14 protein-coding genes are annotated in these 18,216 nt (G+C 43.3%); 8 read left to right on the top strand and 6 right to left on the bottom strand.

Features of this window, described 5'->3' with window-relative positions; genetic code table 11:
* Positions 1–17 precede the first annotated feature (17 nt).
* Positions 18–1,940, top strand: a complete 1,923-nt coding sequence (locus QW597_05665; GenBank protein ID MEM0156070.1) for a beta-CASP ribonuclease aCPSF1 — start codon at positions 18–20, stop codon at positions 1,938–1,940.
* A 61-nt stretch (positions 1,941–2,001) separates the two neighbouring features.
* The gene (locus QW597_05660; GenBank protein MEM0156069.1) at positions 2,002–3,765 is read left to right on the top strand and encodes a hypothetical protein; all 1,764 of its coding nucleotides are present in this window, start codon (positions 2,002–2,004) and stop codon (positions 3,763–3,765) included.
* Between the two features lie 262 nt (positions 3,766–4,027).
* On the opposite strand, the gene fsa is transcribed toward QW597_05660, so the two are convergent.
* The 4 genes from fsa to ftsZ form a co-directional block, all read right to left on the bottom strand.
* Positions 4,028–4,699: a fructose-6-phosphate aldolase gene (gene fsa, locus QW597_05655; GenBank protein MEM0156068.1), complete on the bottom strand. Its 672-nt coding sequence runs from the start codon at positions 4,697–4,699 to the stop codon at positions 4,028–4,030.
* Positions 4,683–5,636, bottom strand: coding sequence for a transketolase family protein (locus QW597_05650; protein MEM0156067.1), 954 nt, complete (start codon positions 5,634–5,636; stop codon positions 4,683–4,685). The genes fsa and QW597_05650 overlap by 17 nt, the downstream gene beginning before the upstream one ends.
* On the bottom strand, positions 5,633–6,463 hold the full coding sequence (locus tag QW597_05645; protein MEM0156066.1) for a transketolase: 831 nt from the start codon (positions 6,461–6,463) through the stop codon (positions 5,633–5,635). The genes QW597_05650 and QW597_05645 overlap by 4 nt, the downstream gene beginning before the upstream one ends.
* Positions 6,464–6,612: 149 nt before the next feature.
* A complete protein-coding gene (gene ftsZ / locus QW597_05640) occupies positions 6,613–7,704 on the bottom strand; it encodes a cell division protein FtsZ (protein ID MEM0156065.1) in 1,092 nt (363 codons plus the stop codon).
* Positions 7,705–7,802: 98 nt separating this feature from the next.
* On the opposite strand from ftsZ, the gene QW597_05635 reads away from it, so the two are divergent.
* From QW597_05635 to QW597_05625, 3 genes are all read left to right on the top strand, one after another.
* On the top strand, positions 7,803–8,783 hold the full coding sequence (locus QW597_05635; protein ID MEM0156064.1) for a hypothetical protein: 981 nt from the start codon (positions 7,803–7,805) through the stop codon (positions 8,781–8,783).
* Positions 8,784–8,841: 58 nt separating this feature from the next.
* Complete coding sequence (locus QW597_05630; GenBank protein ID MEM0156063.1) at positions 8,842–10,449, top strand: fatty acid--CoA ligase; 1,608 nt, start codon at positions 8,842–8,844, stop codon at positions 10,447–10,449.
* A 72-nt stretch (positions 10,450–10,521) separates the two neighbouring features.
* Positions 10,522–11,763 (top strand): glycosyltransferase, encoded by a 1,242-nt coding sequence (locus QW597_05625; protein ID MEM0156062.1) that lies wholly within the window; start codon positions 10,522–10,524, stop codon positions 11,761–11,763.
* Positions 11,764–11,780: 17 nt separating this feature from the next.
* On the opposite strand, the gene QW597_05620 is transcribed toward QW597_05625, so the two are convergent.
* A complete protein-coding gene (locus tag QW597_05620) occupies positions 11,781–12,761 on the bottom strand; it encodes a hypothetical protein (GenBank protein MEM0156061.1) in 981 nt (326 codons plus the stop codon).
* A 158-nt stretch (positions 12,762–12,919) separates the two neighbouring features.
* Between QW597_05620 and purB the strand changes: the two genes are divergently transcribed.
* Together purB and QW597_05610 are read left to right on the top strand one after the other, a co-directional pair.
* Complete coding sequence (gene purB, locus QW597_05615; GenBank protein MEM0156060.1) at positions 12,920–14,284, top strand: adenylosuccinate lyase; 1,365 nt, start codon at positions 12,920–12,922, stop codon at positions 14,282–14,284.
* Positions 14,274–14,864: a hypothetical protein gene (locus QW597_05610; protein MEM0156059.1), complete on the top strand. Its 591-nt coding sequence runs from the start codon at positions 14,274–14,276 to the stop codon at positions 14,862–14,864. Before purB ends, QW597_05610 begins: the two co-directional genes overlap by 11 nt.
* Positions 14,865–14,879: 15 nt before the next feature.
* Here QW597_05610 and QW597_05605 read toward each other — a convergent pair whose 3' ends face one another.
* Entirely contained in the window at positions 14,880–15,947 is a 1,068-nt protein-coding gene (locus QW597_05605) for a radical SAM protein (GenBank protein ID MEM0156058.1), read from the bottom strand.
* A 1,197-nt stretch (positions 15,948–17,144) separates the two neighbouring features.
* Between QW597_05605 and QW597_05600 the strand changes: the two genes are divergently transcribed.
* Positions 17,145–18,215: a 4Fe-4S cluster-binding domain-containing protein gene (locus tag QW597_05600; GenBank protein ID MEM0156057.1), complete on the top strand. Its 1,071-nt coding sequence runs from the start codon at positions 17,145–17,147 to the stop codon at positions 18,213–18,215.
* The last annotated feature ends 1 nt before the right edge of the window (position 18,216 follow it).

The following is an 18,216-nucleotide window of genomic DNA, read 5'->3' as shown; positions in this document are numbered from 1 at the left end:
ACGGAGAGTTTAAAATAATGTCTTTTAGAGATTACCTCGCGGAAGCCAGACAGATCTTTGATAGATTGTATCCAAACAATCAGATCACCGAGATCGACTACGAAGGCCCTACTATTGTTGTTTACACAAAGGATGAAAACCTTTTTTCCAAAAGGGAAGACCTTGCCAAACAGATAGCTCAGGAGATGAGAAGAAGGATTGCAATCCGACCTGACCCATCGATTATGATGCCTGAAACGGAAGCGGAAGAGAAGATAAAGGCGATTATACCTGATAAAGCCGGACTTCAGGATATTTACTTTGAGCCGGATACTGGTGAGGTCGTAATCGAAGCGGATGAACCCTCGATCGTGACTTCCAGAAATTCCGGGATGATCGTGCAGATAAAATCTGAAACGAGATGGTCTCCAAGAGTAGTAAGGGCTCCACCTATCAACTCACGAACTGTAAAGGAAATGAGGGAGTTTCTCCGTGAGGTAAAACAGGAGAGGAAGGAGTTTCTCCATAAACTAGGAGAAAAGCTTAACATCCCGACTATGCCGGGAGAGACGTGGATAAGGATCACTGCACTTGGAGGTCATCGGGAGGTTGGTAGAAGTGCCACACTTGTCAGCACCAACAACTCAAAGGTTCTGGTGGATGTCGGCATGCTCAATACTAACGATGCTGATGAACAGCCATGGGAGGGAGCACCCTACCTGTATCTTCCGGAAGTGCAACCTTTCAGTTCAATTGATGCCGTTGTCCTGACGCATGCACATTTGGATCATTCAGGATTGCTCCCCATCCTTTTCAAATATGGATACGATGGGCCAGTATACATGACACAACCTACCAGGGATCTTGCCGCATTGTTGCAAAATGATTATATCAAGGTCGCCCATGCTGAAGGCCATAAGGCACCTTATGAATCAAAGCACATTAGAGAGATGCTAAAGCGTACCCTTGTCCTGAGATACAACGAGACGACGGATATAACAAGGGATATGAGACTGACGCTATACAACGCCGGTCACATACTGGGATCATCCTCAGTACATCTTCACATCGGCGACGGGCTTTACAACATCGTGTTGAGCGGTGACGTAAAGTTTGAGAAAACATGGCTTTTTAACCAAGCTAACAATAAGTTTCCGCGCGTGGAAACATTCATGACTGAGTCCACCTATGCTGGTAGAGACGATTATTTCTATACCAGGGCGGAAGCTTCAAACACCCTTATTGACATAATAAACAGGACTTTCGATCGCGGAGGATCCGTTGTAGTGCCCGTATTTGCCGTGGGAAGGAGTCAGGAAGTAATGCTGGTCCTTGAACAGGCAGTTCGTGAAGGTTTGATCAAGAACGTTCCAGTGTATCTCGATGGGATGATTATGGAGGCTACTGCCATTCATGCTGCCTACCCAGAGTATCTCAACAAGAATCTTAGAGAAAGTATTATGATCAGGGGGGAGAATCCTTTTCTGAGCCCAATCTTCAAGAGGGTTGAAACCCGGGAACAGAGACAAAATATATGTGACTCTGTCGAACCGCAGGTTGTACTGGCCACATCTGGGATGATGAACGGCGGACCTGTGATGGAATATCTCAAGTCCTGGTGCGAAAACCCAAAACACTCACTTGTCTTTGTCGGGTATCAGGCAGACGGAACACTAGGGAGAAAAATCCAGAGGGGGGCAAAGGAGATTTCGCTTAATGATGCGGGGAAACTGCAAAAATTTCAGATAAACATGGCGGTTGAGGTTGCTGAGGGATTTTCAGGTCATTCAGATAAGAAACAACTACTTGCGTATATTGCCACTATGCAGCCAAAACCGCACAGAATATTGGTTAACCATGGAGATGGCGATAAATGCTATGAGTTCGCAAAACTTATTAGGAACAAGTACGGCATCGAAAGCATCGCCATGAAGAACCTTGAGACCGTCAGGGTATATTAGAGGTTGATCTGGTACAATTTTGTACCAATAAGAAAATATCTGTAATTCCCGATTATATAATATGTTTAAACACATAGCCGTAGGTGCGGTAATTACCCTGCTATTATTGGGGGGATCATCCATCGCTCTTGCGGATTCGAACACCGGAGACGGGGGCACGGGGTTGCATTTTACATATACCCTGCTTTCCAATGGTAACGTCTCGGATGTTGCCTACGGAAACCTGTCTCTCGCGAGTAATGTGAATGCCACGGGATTTCCAGTATCTCAAAATGGAGGTATAGTATCTACAAAGACAATGACACTCTTTGGTGGTCAGGACTCAAAGGATCTTTGGTTCGGGACAGCACATCAGTCAATGCAGCCCCTATCAACGAGAGAAAACGTGACCATGGCCCTAGCCCTTGCTACAGATCCCGTATTCCTTGGGAACAACTTGATCAACACTGATAGTGTGGAGTTACCGATGGACATTAAGGCAACCTATGGATGGAATGTCTACAGCCTGTCTACAGGAAATTACAGTGCATACCTGTTGACGAACGGTAAGGTTTACACCCAGTCAGGAAAAAATGTCACTTTCTACAGCAACCAGTTAACAACATTCAGTACCCTAATGGTTGGATTTATAATGAGAGGAGATGTTCAAACCCTAATCCAGAAATATTCGCACGAAGATCATGAAAATGCCTTCACATACAATCAGACAACTGGAAATGTAACTGGCAGATTCGTAAACTTCAATTTCAACAGGACAACCGGCCTTATCTCTAATTTCACTGCTAACCAGACAGGGCAACAGGTGTTCTCAAGCATAACAGGTGCAGGCATCGGCAATTTCACCTCAAATGAATACCTGCCCGCAATACGGACCCCAGTTTTGACTGTAGGGGGGCTATTTGTTTACAATAACGGATCAATAATTTACGCCATACACAACAACCCGGCTCTTGAATCCAAATTCCTTGTGTATAACGGGACAATAAGCTTCACCCTCTCTAGTAACCTCACTGCTTCACAATTCTCGACACCTAACGAAGAAACTTATTACAATACCTCTGACCTGAATTCAAACCTATCTTACCTAGCAAATGTGAGCTTCGGATACAACCATAGATTCGAGGCCGGCCATATGGGTGTACTGATTAACAATTCGCAGTTTTACGGGTTCCTCCTCATCAACAACGGAAATCTCACTATTAACGGGAAAACACTGACAGTCTCGTCTTCAACGGGTCAGATAGCAGGTGTTTCCTTTGTTGCCCCTGAGGGACTTCAAAGAATGGGTTATGAATACCAGCACAGGCTTTCATACGCGTTCGCTCACAGGCAACTTGCTGGTCTTGTCTCTGTTAGCTTGACAAACACGGTGTTTTCTAACATCACTATGTCTCTGAACTCCTCAGTGAATCTATCGGTTTCCTCAACCACAAACGGTAAGGTAGCACTGCATCTTTCGTCTGCCGTGCACACTGGAACGAATATAGCGGTGTTCATATCAGATCAGGTGATCAACTCGGCAGGAAAGATGTACGTATATCTAGACGGAACTGGGATAACACTGTCTTCCTATGATAACGTGATAAACTCCACCAGCAGTACAAACGCTTATTACGCAGTCATACAGGAGAGCACCGGCACATTGCTGGTGGTTCATGTTCCCCACTTCTCCAACCATACACTGGTAATCAGTTCAACGCCGATAAGCAATTCTGGCAGCAGTTTCTCCAGCCTTGGATTATATGATTACTTGGCCATTGGCGCTGTGGTAGCAGCAATAGCCGCAGTGGCATCCATAATGGCTGTCAGGAGGAAGAGGAACTGAATTAAACAATTTATTTTTTTTATTTATTTAATCGTCAAGGATCCTCAAGGCGACGAACTTGGAATGTTCCTTAAATTTCTTTGTTAGTGAACTAACACTGATGGCGTGTATCGGTTCAAAGACTGATCCTATTACGCGGATGGCGTAATCTTAACCTAAATTACTTTTTACCCATAAGCACCATTAGAAATTCTGGGGAAAAATTCCTACGCACAAGATAGGTGTGAGAGAAAACATTTTTAGAAAGTTCATTTTTGGAATTTTATAGGGGGAAATCACCATTTGGCGATACCTTTTTCCAGTCATCTAGAAATCTCCTTAGCCCCTCGTCGGTTTTGGGATGAGAGGGCAGCTTTTGAAGAACATCAAATGGCAGAGTAACTACATCAGCTCCAAGCAGGGCTGACCTGAGGACATGCACAGGATTCCTTATAGATGCAACAAGGATGTTGGTTGAAAGGTCGTAGTTCACAAAAATAGTCTTTATCTCCTGTATTATGGCCATTCCATCCTCACCTATATCGTCGAGCCTGCCAACAAAGGGTGAAACGTATTCTGCACCACTCTTGGCTGCAAGTATCGCCTGAATGGGATTGAAAATAAGGGTGCAATTCACCTTGATCCCCTTGTCACTAAGTGCCTTGACTGCCCTTAGGCCATCAAGTGTCATTGGTATTTTAACTACCGCATTTTCTCCAAGGGAAGCTATTTTCAAGCCCTGTTTTACCATATTCTCATAATCTGTCGCAACAACTTCTATACTCACTGGTCCAGGTGTAATCTTAAGGATTTCCTTAACAATATCGACGAACCCCCTGTCCTTGGTCGCACTCTTAGCAACGAGAGAAGGGTTCGTTGTCACACCATCGAGAAGGCCATAACTGATCGCCTGTTTTATTTCTTCAACGTTTGCAGTATCAAGGAATATTTTCATATCTTTCCACCCTGAAACACTCTTCAGAGGTTTTTGCTATATCCTCTGCTGACATATGAAAGTAATCAAACAATTCCCAAGATTTCCCAGATTTTCCGAAGTTATCTTTCATGCCTATTCTTCTCATAGGGATTGGATATTCCTCTGAAATGATCTCAGCAACACGGCTCCCTAGGCCATTATAGATAGAATGCTCCTCTGCTGTCACAATTCTTCCTGTTTCCCTGGCTGCTTTTATAATTAAATTCCTGTCAATAGGTTTGATAGATGACATGTTGATAACTCTTGCATCTATTCCCTTTGCCTTCAACTGAAGAGCTGCCTTCAAGGAGAAATCTATCATTGCCCCGTAGGTCACTATAGTAAGGTCACTACCATCCCTGAGAACAACTCCCTTACCCAATTTAAATTCGTAGTTTTTCTCTGTCACAACTTGGAATTTCTCTCTGGATAGCCTCACATAAAAAGGGGTCTTAGATTTTTCGTACAGGCATCTTATTACTGCTGATGTCTCAACGGAATCCGCCGGGACAACCACATGCATGTTTGGTAGACCCGACATAATTCCCACATCCTCAACTATCTGATGTGTTGCCCCATCCTCACCGACGGTTAATCCGGCGTGGGTTACAACTAGCTTTACATCAAGATTATTGTAGCAAATGGATTGTCTTATCTGCTCATAAGTGCGTGTGAGGAAAACCGCGAATGTTGAAGCAAATACCTTCTTCCCTGCGAGGGCTAGCCCAGCAGCAGCGGTGACCATTGATTGCTCCGAAATGCCCATGTTGAAAAATCTTTCTGGAAAAGCCTTGCCAAAAATTCCGGTTCTAGTGGAAGATGAAAGGTCGGCGTCAAGCACAACTAGTTCATTGTGCAATCTTCCAAGCTCGGCGAGCGTGTTTCCGTAAGCATCTCTGAGGCTTTCTGACGTCAATTAATTACCTCCGCATCCAGTTCTTTAATAGCAAGGTCATATTCTTCCTTTGACGCAGGAGGGGAACCATGATATTTGGCTGTGCCTTCCATATAGCTGACGCCCTTCCCCTTTATGGTGTTGGCAATTATAAATGTGGGAGTTCCTTCGTGTTTTTTCGCGCTTTCTATGGCGGATACGATCTCGTCATAATTGTGGCCATTGATCTCTATTACGTTCCATCCAAAGCTCTCAGCCTTGGCACGGATGTTCCCCATTGGCATTATATCGTCCGTGCGCCCATCAAGCTGAACACGGTTCCTGTCAAGGATAGCAATGAGATTATCCAGCCTGTACTTTGATGCTGCCATCATGGACTCCCATATGTTTCCCTCCTCTATTTCCCCATCTCCGAGTATAACAAATACATGATAATCCCTCTTGTCAAGCTTCCCGGCAAGTGAAAGGCCTACCCCGATTCCAAGGCCCTGTCCAAGAGATCCCGTGGAAGTTTCAACGCCTGGAACTCCCTTGTGAACGTGACCTTCAAGTTTTGAATTCAACTTCCGGAAACCTGACAGCAGTGAATGGGGGAAATAACCCCTTTCTGCAAGAACTGCATAGAGACCAGGAGAGGCGTGGCCCTTGCTCAGTATTAGTCTGTCCCTGGAAGGATCCTCAGGATTTTGCGGATCCACGGACATTTCCTTGAAATAAAGAACTGTGAGTACATCTGTTATACTTAAAGAACCACCTGGATGGCCACTGCCCGCATTATACACCATATCTATGATATCGTGGCGAATCCTATTTGCTATTTTTTTAAGGTCAACAATACTATACTCCATAAGATATTCCTCTTCTGGTAACATCCAAGAACTGAAAATTAACCATTACCGGTCTCGTAATATACGAGTAGTTAAAAACCTTTTTTTGCTGGCCGTGAAACAAATGGCTGGATCGATGAATTGCAGACTCATTTTATAGGTGTGTAAGGTCATCTGACAACATCTATGCCAGTGCCACCTTGGTCTGTTCCACTGCCAAGGAGTTCATCAATCAGTTTAGACTTAACCCCGGTCACAACCAGCATTACCTGCACCTTGGACTCAGTGTCCTTGTCAATATTTATGCCTAGAAGCATCTTTGTGGATTTGTTGCAAACCGACTTCATTATCTGGGATATTTCACTTGCTTCCTCGATCTTTAGATCTTTGCCCCCGGTAAGATTCATAATCACGCCCGTAGCGGTGGAAAGATCAGCTGATATGAATGGAAAATTCAATGCGTCCTCAACGGCATTTCTAACGCGAGACCCGGCATCGCCCTTGCCGATACCTATTCCTATGACCGCCAACCCTGAATTCTTTATCACTGATTTGAGGTCGTTGAAATCAAGATTTATCAGCCCCGGTTTGGTGATAAGTTCAGTTATGCCTTTTATTGCCCTGACTATTATTTCATCTGCATACCGAAATGCCCGCTGAACTGAAAGTTTTGGCACAAGTTCAAGCAACTTGTCATTGGGGATTACAATTGTGGTATCAGAATAATTGAGCACTTTCCTTAGCCCCCAGCGCGCGCTCTGCATCCTCGACTCCCCCTCGGACTTGAAGGGAAGCGTTACGATTGATACTGAAACGGCACCCAGGCTTTTCGCAACCTTTGCGATATGAGGAGCAGATCCAGTGCCAGTTCCACCGCCCATCCCGGCAGTTATGAACACGAGATCTGATCCCTTAATACGGCGTATCACTTCACCCTCTGATTCTTTCGAAGCTTCTTCACCTACAAGGGGGTTTGCTCCGCTCCCCAGCCCACGGGTCAGGTTTTCGCCAAGAAGTATCTTCCCATTTGCTTTTGTCCTAAGAAGGTGTGGGGCATCAGTATTACACGCAATTAGTTCAATACCCTGTAGTTTTTCCCTTGCAAGCCGTGTGATGGTGTTAGAACCAGCACCACCAGTACCAAAGACTCTGATCTTTGGTGCTCTCCTTTCGATTATCTGCCTAAGTTCATCATCAGAGGTAAGCGAATTTTCTGAGTCATCTGACTCGAGCTGGCCATTATTGTCCGTTGGATAGACCACGAAGTGTGTTAAGGCATCTTACTCTATTAAACTTTCATTTACGTGGGTACCTACGCATAAAGATTTATCGACAAGTAACATTTGACTCTAGGCATACCATGAGGAGAAACAGTGGTATTATGGACAGAAATCGTGAAGACAAAGCCGTGGCTGAAATCATAGGCACGATCCTTGTTTTCGCCATTGTTATCAGCATTCTGACTGCCTTTGTCGCGTGGTATGTCCCAACCGAGGGTGCCTCAAATGAGCAATCGTATCAACAGGCAGCCTTGACGGCATTTTCAGAACTCTCCTCTAAATTGTCATCTCAGTCCCTGCAAAACGGCAGCATGATAGTTCAGTCCATACCGCTTGGAGTAAACGGGGTTGAGCCCTTTGAACAGCCCTATGCAACACAGTTAACCTCTTTGCCGTCATCTTCTGGGATGAACTTCAGCCTGAGATTTCAGCTACTGGTGAACTATACTCAGAATGTAAATACGAAATCAAACATCAATTTCCCTGTCACTGTGAATGGTTCAGGTTCCCTTCAGGAGTATGGGTCCACAAATTTTGTCACACCGGAGTATTTTATTATTGAGGACGGAAATCTGGTATCCAGCTATGGATCGCCATCAAGCTCCACCTCTCTCGGTCCCATGCCAGTTTACATTACCGGAAACAATAGCAACGTGGCCCTGGAAACACGATCAATCTCCATCGGCGGATATCCAATTGCAATTTCAAAGATCGGGTCATTGGTGATGAGCTTGGCCGTTTCCAATTATTCATTAATCCAGTACACTACCGGTCACAGCTACCTTATCAATGGTAATACATCCTCCATAGATAATATAACACTAAAAAATTATGAATATTACATCAACACGCCATTCTACAGGCAATGGAACTATTCTCTATACAGTGAACTCAACAACAGCCTTTCAATATACAACCCAAACCCCGCGGGGACTTCTTGGAATTCAGGCAATTTTACAGTATCAGTCGGGGCAGGATATATTAGTATAACTTCCAAAGGTTCTGTAAAACTCTCTTCAATTCAGTTCACTTCTTATGTAATAAAAGTTATCAGTTCCTGAAAATACGTGTTCTTAGGAAAAAGTATTTCAATTCTTGTCGCTTATAATTTTGGTTTTGATGAATGTGAATGAATTCAAACTGACCATTGGTAATCTGTTAGATACGGCCGCCGATAGCAACCCTAACCAGGAGATCGCCTATAGAAGCAAGGAAAAATATACTTACAGGAAGTTCCAGGAAAGGGTTTACAACCTAGCAAAGGGGCTTGTTGGGCTGGGCGTAAGAAAGGGAGACAGGGTTGCGTTCATAGACTGGGACACAAACAGGTTCATGGAAGCTTACTATGCCGTTCCCATAGCTGGAGCTACACTTCATACTGTAAACATAAGATATACCCCAGAGCTAATATTTTACACGATGCAGCATGCGGAAGATAAGATTGTGTTTGTAAGGGATGAATTCCTTCCAGTCCTTGAGAGAGCCGTAGAGGCGTTTGACTTTGTCGAGAAATGGGTTGTTTATTCTGAAACCGGAAGCTACAAGACCATACTTCCAAACAGCTATAACTATGATGACCTAGTTAACGGCGATCATAAAGCGCAAATCCCTGATGTCACTGAGGACGATATAGCGACAACGTTCTATACTTCCGGAACAACGGGATTACCTAAAGGTGTAACTTTCACACACAGACAGCTTGTTCTGCACACTCTCTCTGCCAATGGATCTCTTTCAAACGACCCCGTGAATCTTGTCAATACTGATGTGATGATGCCACTTGTTCCCATGTTTCACGTTCATTCATGGGGAGTTCCATATATAGCGCTAATGAAGGGCATGAAATACGTGCTACCTGGCAAATACGATTTTCTTGAGATTCTCAAAACTATAAAGGCAGAAAAGGTCAATGTCAGCCTGATGGTACCAACCGTGCTTTACATGGTCATCACCCATCCTGAGGCAAAAAAATATCTCGAGGGCTCAGGACTAAGGGTTGTCATTGGCGGGTCAGCACTACCTCGTGGCCTTGCGGAGAAAGCAGAACAAATGGGGGTCCAAGTGACATCAGGCTATGGCATGTCGGAGACCTGCCCTATTCTAACAATTTCCACCTTTACTTCAGAAGTCAAAAAGATGACAGATGAAAAGAAATTTGAATACAGGCTCAAGGCTGGTGTCCCCCTGGGACTGGTGGATCTGAAAGTGGTTGACAATAAGGGTAAGGAAGTACTTAGGGACGGGAAGACTATAGGCGAAGTTGTGGCCAAAGCGCCCTGGCTCACGTACGCGTACGTGAAAGATGAGGAAAGCACAAAGAAGCTCTGGAAGAATGGATGGATGCATACAGGCGATCTCGGGACCATTGATGACAATGGTTACCTCAGTATAGTCGATAGGGAAAAGGATGCGGTAAAATCTGGCGGCGAATTTATCCCGACACTGATAATCGAAGATGGGATAAGCACGTGTAAAGGGGTGAAAGAGGTGGCGGTTGTCGCCAAACCACATGAGCAGTGGGGCGAGAGGCCGGTAGCATTTGTTTCCTCAGATCCCGGGCTTAAGGGTTCTGATATAAGAAAGCATCTCGAGATTCTCGTAGAAGCCGGTAAAATAGCGAAATTCTGGATTCCGGATGAATTTATTTTTGTCAACGAGTTTGCAAAGACTAGCACAGGCAAGGTTGACAAGAAGGTTCTCAGGGAGATGCTTCAAACTCAAAATTAATCTATTTGGAAACAATAATTATTATAAACATACTAAATAAAAACATTTATATTTATAATGTATGACTGGAGTGTGTCTCTGTATATCGATGTTGATGTTACATTCATCCTCCTTGCCATCATTTCAGTAGTTTATTACCTTGTAAATAGCTATTTTTCCATAAAATATAAACAGGAAATAGGGAACAACCCTGTGGATAAAAAGAGGGTCACAGCCCTGATTCCTGTTTACAATGAAGACAGGGAACGTTTCACACAGGTCGTTCAAGCTGTAAGGAATCAGAATATTGAATTCTTGGTTGTAGGTGATGCCTGCAATGAACCCTACCGCTCAATTACAGAAGACAACGGAGGTCACTTCCTGTACGTCAGAGATCACGGAGGAAAGAGGATGGCGGTATCTGAGGGAATCAAAAGGATAGACTCAGACTTCGTTTTACTCATAGACAGTGACACCGTGATTCCGGATAATACCGTTATTAGCATGCTGTCAAAATTTAGCGACCGCGTTGGCGGTGTAGGGGCTAATCTTTCAGTAAGGAGAGACAGTAACTGGATATCATACAGTGCTGAATTTGTAGAAAGATCTAGGGAGGTACTTTTCAGATCGCTCTCGTCGCATGGAAGTGTCATGCTCCTGGATGGTGCCTGTGTGATGTATCGGACTTCACTTGTCAAGCCTTTCATCCTTTCCGATGAGTACACCGACCACAGAGTATTTGGGAAGAGAAACCCACTGGGCGATGACAGACAATTAACAGGATATATCATCAGGTCAAATTACAAAGCTGTCAAAGACTATAGCGTGAACGTTGAGGTTCCGGCTCCAGTGAGCGTGAAGAAATTTATAAAGCAGAATGTAAGGTGGATGAGATCAAACTGGGTTAATTTTTTCAGGGAATTATTCAATGGGACTGCAAAGAAGGCTGGGAAATTCTACACATTTGATCTGCTCTATACGTATCTGCTGCCATTACTATTTATTGCGACGGTCGGTGTTCAGGCATATTTTGCTATTCACTTCATTGATGTCAGATATCTGGCAAACGGGCATTTCCGTTATTTTCATGGCATTTCAGTTAATGTGATTTTCACACGCTTTGCTCACGTAAGTCCAGTGTTTTTAATTCGAGCTCTCACAACGGTTGCAAATTACATGGCGACAATGGTATTTAGCTTGGCTATTGCGTTTAGAATTAGCAAGGATCGCCTTAAGACATTCGCATTTGGTGCTATAGCAATGCTGGTTATGCTCGGGACATCAATATATGGCCTCATAACGATATGGAAGCAAAACGGCTGGATGACTAGATAACTTATCAAAAAATGGGATTATGGTTTATATACCATTTTCACTTCTTTTACTGCGAAATCAATATTTGGGAAACTCTGCTTGACTTCTCTCATTATCTTTGTCAGCTTCATTACAAAAAGTTCTCCTGCAAAGAAGTGTATGCCCAGTGTACCCGCTGACCATTCTGACCACCTTCGAAGATAAAAGAGGTTCTCTCCCATCATTACCTGGCTTATGTGGTTTGACAGCTTGTCCCCAAAGAACGCCCTATAAATCTTGTAGTTCTTCACAGTAGATATGTACTTGCTTTCCGACTGGCCAATGAAAGTGGTGTCTGTTATTATTTCAGGAGTTTTGCTGCCACTGTAGATTGCATAGACATAATCCTCAATGCTGTTCACGTGAGGAAGTTTAGATTCTCTCTTCCAGTTCGTGGAAGTATCGCTGTATGCAAGTATTCCTCCCATGGATTCTGCATGTTTGACCTCGAAGACAATCTCATATACTGATTGGTTCACATGCAAAGCCTGCAGAATTGATAAGAAGCCATTGGATTTTCCAAGGTATTCTGCGTATATGTCAGGGTTTCCCTGCCCCTCTACTTTTGAAAGCAAGATGTCAGATATCATCTTTCTCTGTGTACTTATGAATCTGAATGGTTGAATATATATGCCATTTTCAATGACGCCTGGATCGAAGATGATACTCTCAACCTCCTTAAGAAGCAAGGCGTATTGTGACAACTCACCAAGGTTATTGACATTGGAAACTTCCCATATATTGTTATTGAGTTTAGCCCCATTTCTATTAAGTTCAGCGGTTATCTCTGTCCGTTTTGCCTCAGGTATTCTCAAATCTGGAAGGAAAACCCTTACTGATATGCTACCCTCCGGGGTGGCAAAGGGCACAACAATCATATTAAGCCCGTATTTACGGCTCATCTCGCTGGCCACATCCTTGAAAACGCCCTTCATAATCAACTGTGAGTCAAAAACCTCATCCACATCGTTTATTTCCATAATGCTCACATAATAAATGCAATAGGAAGATTATAATTTTTGCCCATTTGCTATGTTGGATATTGAAAGATCAACATATTTGGCAGAGCAGAGTTGAGTGTGAATAGTCGAATCCCCTGAAATGAAAAAGTTTTAAGCTAACCCAGCAATCAACAACTATGCCCGTTTCTCCCATTGAGTACAGGTACGGAAGAAATGAAGTGAAAAACATTTTCTCAGAAGAGTCACGCTTCAGATATATGCTCGAAGCAGAAGCTGCACTTGCATATTCAGAATGGAAGAATGGTATAATTCCGAAAGAGGCATATGAAGACATTTCTGGTGTGGTCTCAGCCAGAATCGTAAATCTGGACAGGGTAAAGGAGATAGAAGCCGAAACTAAGCATGATTTAATGTCTCTTGTTAGGGCTCTGACCGAGAAATGCGGTCCGGGCGCCCCCTACGTCCATTATGGTGTCACCTCAAGCGATATTGTAGATACGGCAACAGCCCTTCAGCTGAAGGATTTCTACAGTATACTGCTAAATGATCTATTTGATCTTCAAACGGCGCTCGAAAAGCTTGTCCAGAAGCATTCGCTCACAATTATGGTTGGCAGGACTCATGGCCAGCACGCCAGCCCAATCACATTCGGCTTGAAAATGGCCGTGTTTCTGAACGAGATTGGCAGACACGCAGAAAGAGTCGTGGAGTCTAAGAAGCGCGTTCTGGTTGGAAAAATGCTTGGACCGGTGGGAACGGGAGCATCCATTGGAGAGAATGCCCTTCAGGTTCAGAATGATGTTATGGAGAAACTGGGAATAGGAGTGGAGGACAGCGCTACACAGGTAGTAGACAGGGACCGATATGTAGAGTACCTGCAAATATTGTCTAATGTCGCCACGTCGCTCGAAAAATTTACTACAGAGGTTCGTAACCTTCAAAGAACAGAGATTGATGAAGTTTCCGAATATTTTGATATCAGCAGACAAGTAGGATCCAGTGCCATGCCAAGTAAGAGGAACCCAATAGACTCCGAAAACGTCGGAAGCTTAGCGCGTATTATAAGATCGCTGGTTAACCCAGAGTACGAAGCAGCAATTACCTGGCATGAAAGGGACCTTACGAACAGCGCACTTGAAAGATTCACAATTCCATATGCAAGCATCCTTATCGATCATATACTTGTGAAAACTGTTAACATATTCTCACGCCTGAATGTCCATGTCGAAAGAATGAAAATGACTGCGGTGTCCAACGAACTCTCCATGTCAGAAAATGTTGTGAAGCTCCTCGTATCCAAGGGGATGCCCCGGCAGGAAGCCCATGAGTTTGTTAGAAAATCAGCTATGGAATCCATAACTGACAAAAAAAAGCTGTCCAAAGTAATACTCGATAAAACTGGCAAAGTAACTGCAGATGAACTGCGGGATGCCATGGATCCTTCCAGATTCATCGGTGTTTCCGAGAAGATATGTGAAATGTCTGTCAATAATTCAAAGAAACTGAGAGAATCACTTGGGGGGAAACGATTTGCAAATTGAAAATGAGTCCAGTTCCCTGTGGAATAGAATTCTGGATCATCTGTTGCTCGAAAGTAAATCCATTTCGGGGATAGCCCAGGAATTGTCTAAGGAGGGGATAAAGCTGAACAGGCTTTTCCTGACAGGTTATCTCGAGGCTATGGTGAGAGTTGGCGTTCTTGCAGTCAGGGAGATAAAGCCGTCTAAGGTATACTCTGTGAACCAGGAAAAGCAATTTGACATTTATGAGAAGGTAGGGAAACTATGCCGGGAGAAAGACCCAGAAAATGCTGCTGACAGGGTGTTGGATACCCTAAACCTCCTCTTTAACAGGCCCATATTCCTGAGAGAAATCGAGAGATGCAATGTCGATATCCCAAATCAATACAAGAAAGCAAATTCTGCTAAGCGTGCTGAATACATAGAAAAATTGACAAAACTTGGCCTGAAAATCCCTGAGAACAACGCCATGCTTGAACCGACCGTGCATGACAAGAATTTTGCCATATCGATGCTGATCCAGCTCATAAAGAGCAACACAAACCTTGATACTTATTCACCAGAGGAATCAGAGGGAATTCAGAAAAGACTGGATGAATGACAGCGGGTACCAGATTCAGTGCAGGTTCTGATTAGGTCGCGATTTGCTTCCTATTTCAACAGCAGCATTCTCGTATTGATCAGTCTCGTTCACTTCTGTGTTGAACAAGTTCCTAGCTTCTCCGACAAGCCCTTTAATTTGTCTCGGCAACATGTTGTATGTGTACGAATAACCGCGCACACATGTTCTCACACACAGGTTACACGTTTCGGATTTCTTGGCGTAAGCACGGAATTCCTGGCTGGCAAAATAGTCCTTGAGCGAGCCTTTTTTCAGGTCATATGCAAAGGTGTAGTCACAGTTGTATATTTCCTTGTTTGGGGTGACATATACAAACATCTTAGGGAAATGGCATTTCCAAGGTTTGCCCTCAACATAGTCTTCCAGAACATTCTCGGTTTCCATAAGCGGATAACCCTCCCTCTTGATTTTGAGCAGAGTATCATAGAACTCATGAAGTTGTTGCTTACTCAGGCCGATCCCGAAATTAGGTGTTGAATTTACATCTGTCTGACCAAAATCAAGCGACTGCTCTATCGAATTGAACGAAATACCTATTCCGAGCGATTTTGCAAATTCCGCCATTTTCCTCATCGACCCCCAATTCAGTGTGCTTATGGTTGTAACTAGCGAGATTTTTGTCCTGCCAATTTTCTTGAGAGCGCGTATTCCATTCATGACCTCTTTAAAAGTTCCAGGCCTGCCCCTGATGACATCATCATAATCATTATAGTAGTCCACTGATACGAAAGCAAAATCAAGATTTTTCAGCTCTTCTGCTTTCTTTTCCATTAGCGAACCGTTTGTATTCATCACTGTGATAAACCCTTTGTTCTTTGCATAATCTGTTATTTTACCTATATCTCTCCTGATTAATGGCTCTCCCCCAAACATGTAATACCCCCGGATCCCCGCATCATAAGCCTCATCCAGAAGATTAAAAACTTCCTCGGTTGTAAGATCCTCCTTCATTCTCGGAGTATTTTTCCAGTAAGTGCAGCTCTTGCACCTGGAATTGCATCCAAAGGTCATCGCATGTGCGAGAAAAAATGGGGTATGTGTGAACAATCTAGATTTTAACATTGAACCTACTGCTGAAAGATATCGCCCCCAATTTTCTTGACTGACGTAGTCGGTCTTATTAGAAGCGTTGCGGGCTACGGTTTCAGATGAATACATAACATTAATAATTAGAATTAAGATATAATTGCTATACCTTACATGTTAGGCTAATTTCTTGACCATATTTGTGCAACCGCACGCATCGATCAACATTGGAAACGTCGTTCTTTAAATAAGTTGCAGTTCTGAAAATCGACACCCGTGTTGAAGTTATGCTCAAACCACTAAATCTATAATATCGAAGTAAGGTGGGTATGAATTTTGGAATACAATTCCGGTTTAGAGACAAAAGGTTTCGTAATTAGATTTCATAAAATTTGAGATGTTCTAGGTAGCACCAACACCCAAAAATGGTCTTTTGTACTTTTTGGATAATCAATGATTAGATCAACTGGGGGTCCTTTGCTGATTCCGGTATATTAGAATACTTTAATGAGTTCAAATATATGACCGGAGGTTCTTGGCACTTTAATTTTCCTGAACACCTGAATGGTCAATGCAAATTGCCTGTCAGCCTGTTATGTGCATGCGCTTCATTAAATCTGATCAAAAGAGAATTTCAAGTCAGAATGGTTTCATTTCCAAGAGGATCTCCAACCTGTATGGAGAGAATATTATTAGAATATCATTTGTTGACAATTTTTGCACTTCTGGGCATATGACTTCCAGTCCTGATCTCGTTTATTCAGGTAGTTATTTTTGTTATTTGGATTCCTCGAGAATAGAAGAATGTTTTCTCTTTTATTATAGCCTCTTATAATCCCTCAATAAATAGTGCCTATCTCGGAATATCGTGTCACTATAGGTTTTCCTCTCTTAAACCGATCCAAAGAAAAAGCCCGCCAATCGAACTCTGCACTTTCAGGATCTTGATCCGTGACCATTTCAGATACAATTTTTCCATAGGCCGGTGAGAGTTTGAATCCATACCAACTTAGTCCTGCGCATACAAAAACGGAATCTAGGCCCAGGTATGACAGTGAGTCAATCAGCGCTTTTCCGTCAGTTTTCGTAATCTAATCCGAAATTGTCGTCAACCATGTGTAAGTTATGCTAGTTAGTTATACTTAAAATTTATGAGATTCATAACCTATCTTTTTTGTGTGAAAGTAAAGGTATGTTACAAAGGGTTTCAGTGATATTATATATGAGGTCTAAATGACGATGATCATGAGAAGGATGAGTGGGGGGTCGGCTTACACAGGGAGTTTACCTCTCGGGTGCCAACTTTGTGCAAAGGGAGGAAAGATGGTGCTCTTTGTTTCCGGTATATGTGACGCTAAGTGTTTTTATTGTCCCCTCTCAGAACCCAAAAAAATGAAGGATGTAATGTATGCCGATGAAATGCCACTCAGAAATATGAAGGACGCAATTTACGAGGCGAAGATGATCAGCGCTACCGGCACCGGAATCACCGGTGGGGATCCTCTCAAATATTATCAACGTACATCTGAGTACATCACAATTCTAAAAGAAGAATTCGGCAAGACACATCACATCCATCTGTATACCATAAGCGGAACTAAAACTGCGATCGATACAGTAGCAAAAGCTGGATTGGACGAAATAAGGTTTCATCCTCCGGAAGAAATATGGTCTTTTATGGATAGGTCCATTTTCAAGGATAGAATAAAATGGTCGAGAGACAATGGCATGAGCGTAGGTATAGAGGTACCCAGTCTTCCTTACAGGATGAAGGAGACTCAAGATCTAATAGAGTTCGCCAGAAAGATGGATCTTGATTTCATAAACCTTAACGAACTGGAGTTCTCGGAGACCAATTACGAAAATCTATTGGGAAGAGGATATCAGGTAAAGAGCGATTATGAATCTGGGGCCAATGGTAGCCAGTCTCTCGCTATAGATATGGTCAAAAAGTTTCCTGATTTTACCGTACATTACTGTTCCGCGGCTTTTAAGGACGGTGTCCAGCTTAAGAATAGACTAAAGAGAAGGGCAAAGAATGTTGCAAGGGATATTGACGTTGTCACAAAGGATGGTACAATAATAAGAGGTATAGTGGAGGGCGCCGACACGACAGAAATGCGTAACAAACTTATCTCTCTTGGCATGGATCCCGAAGAGATTCACGTCAATCCGACAAAAAATAGGTTGGAAGTTCCGCCATGGATACTGCAGGATATTAGAAACTCGGTTGAGTATGATATATACGAGATTGAGGAATACCCTACGTGGGATGCTCTGGAAGTTGAAAGGGTCAAAATCTGAA

This window comes from Thermoplasmataceae archaeon (assembly GCA_038729425.1).
In the GTDB taxonomy this organism is placed as follows: domain Archaea; phylum Thermoplasmatota; class Thermoplasmata; order Thermoplasmatales; family Thermoplasmataceae; genus B-DKE.
The sequence above is the reverse complement of the archived record's forward strand: the minus strand, read 5'-3'. Positions and strand labels throughout refer to the sequence as shown.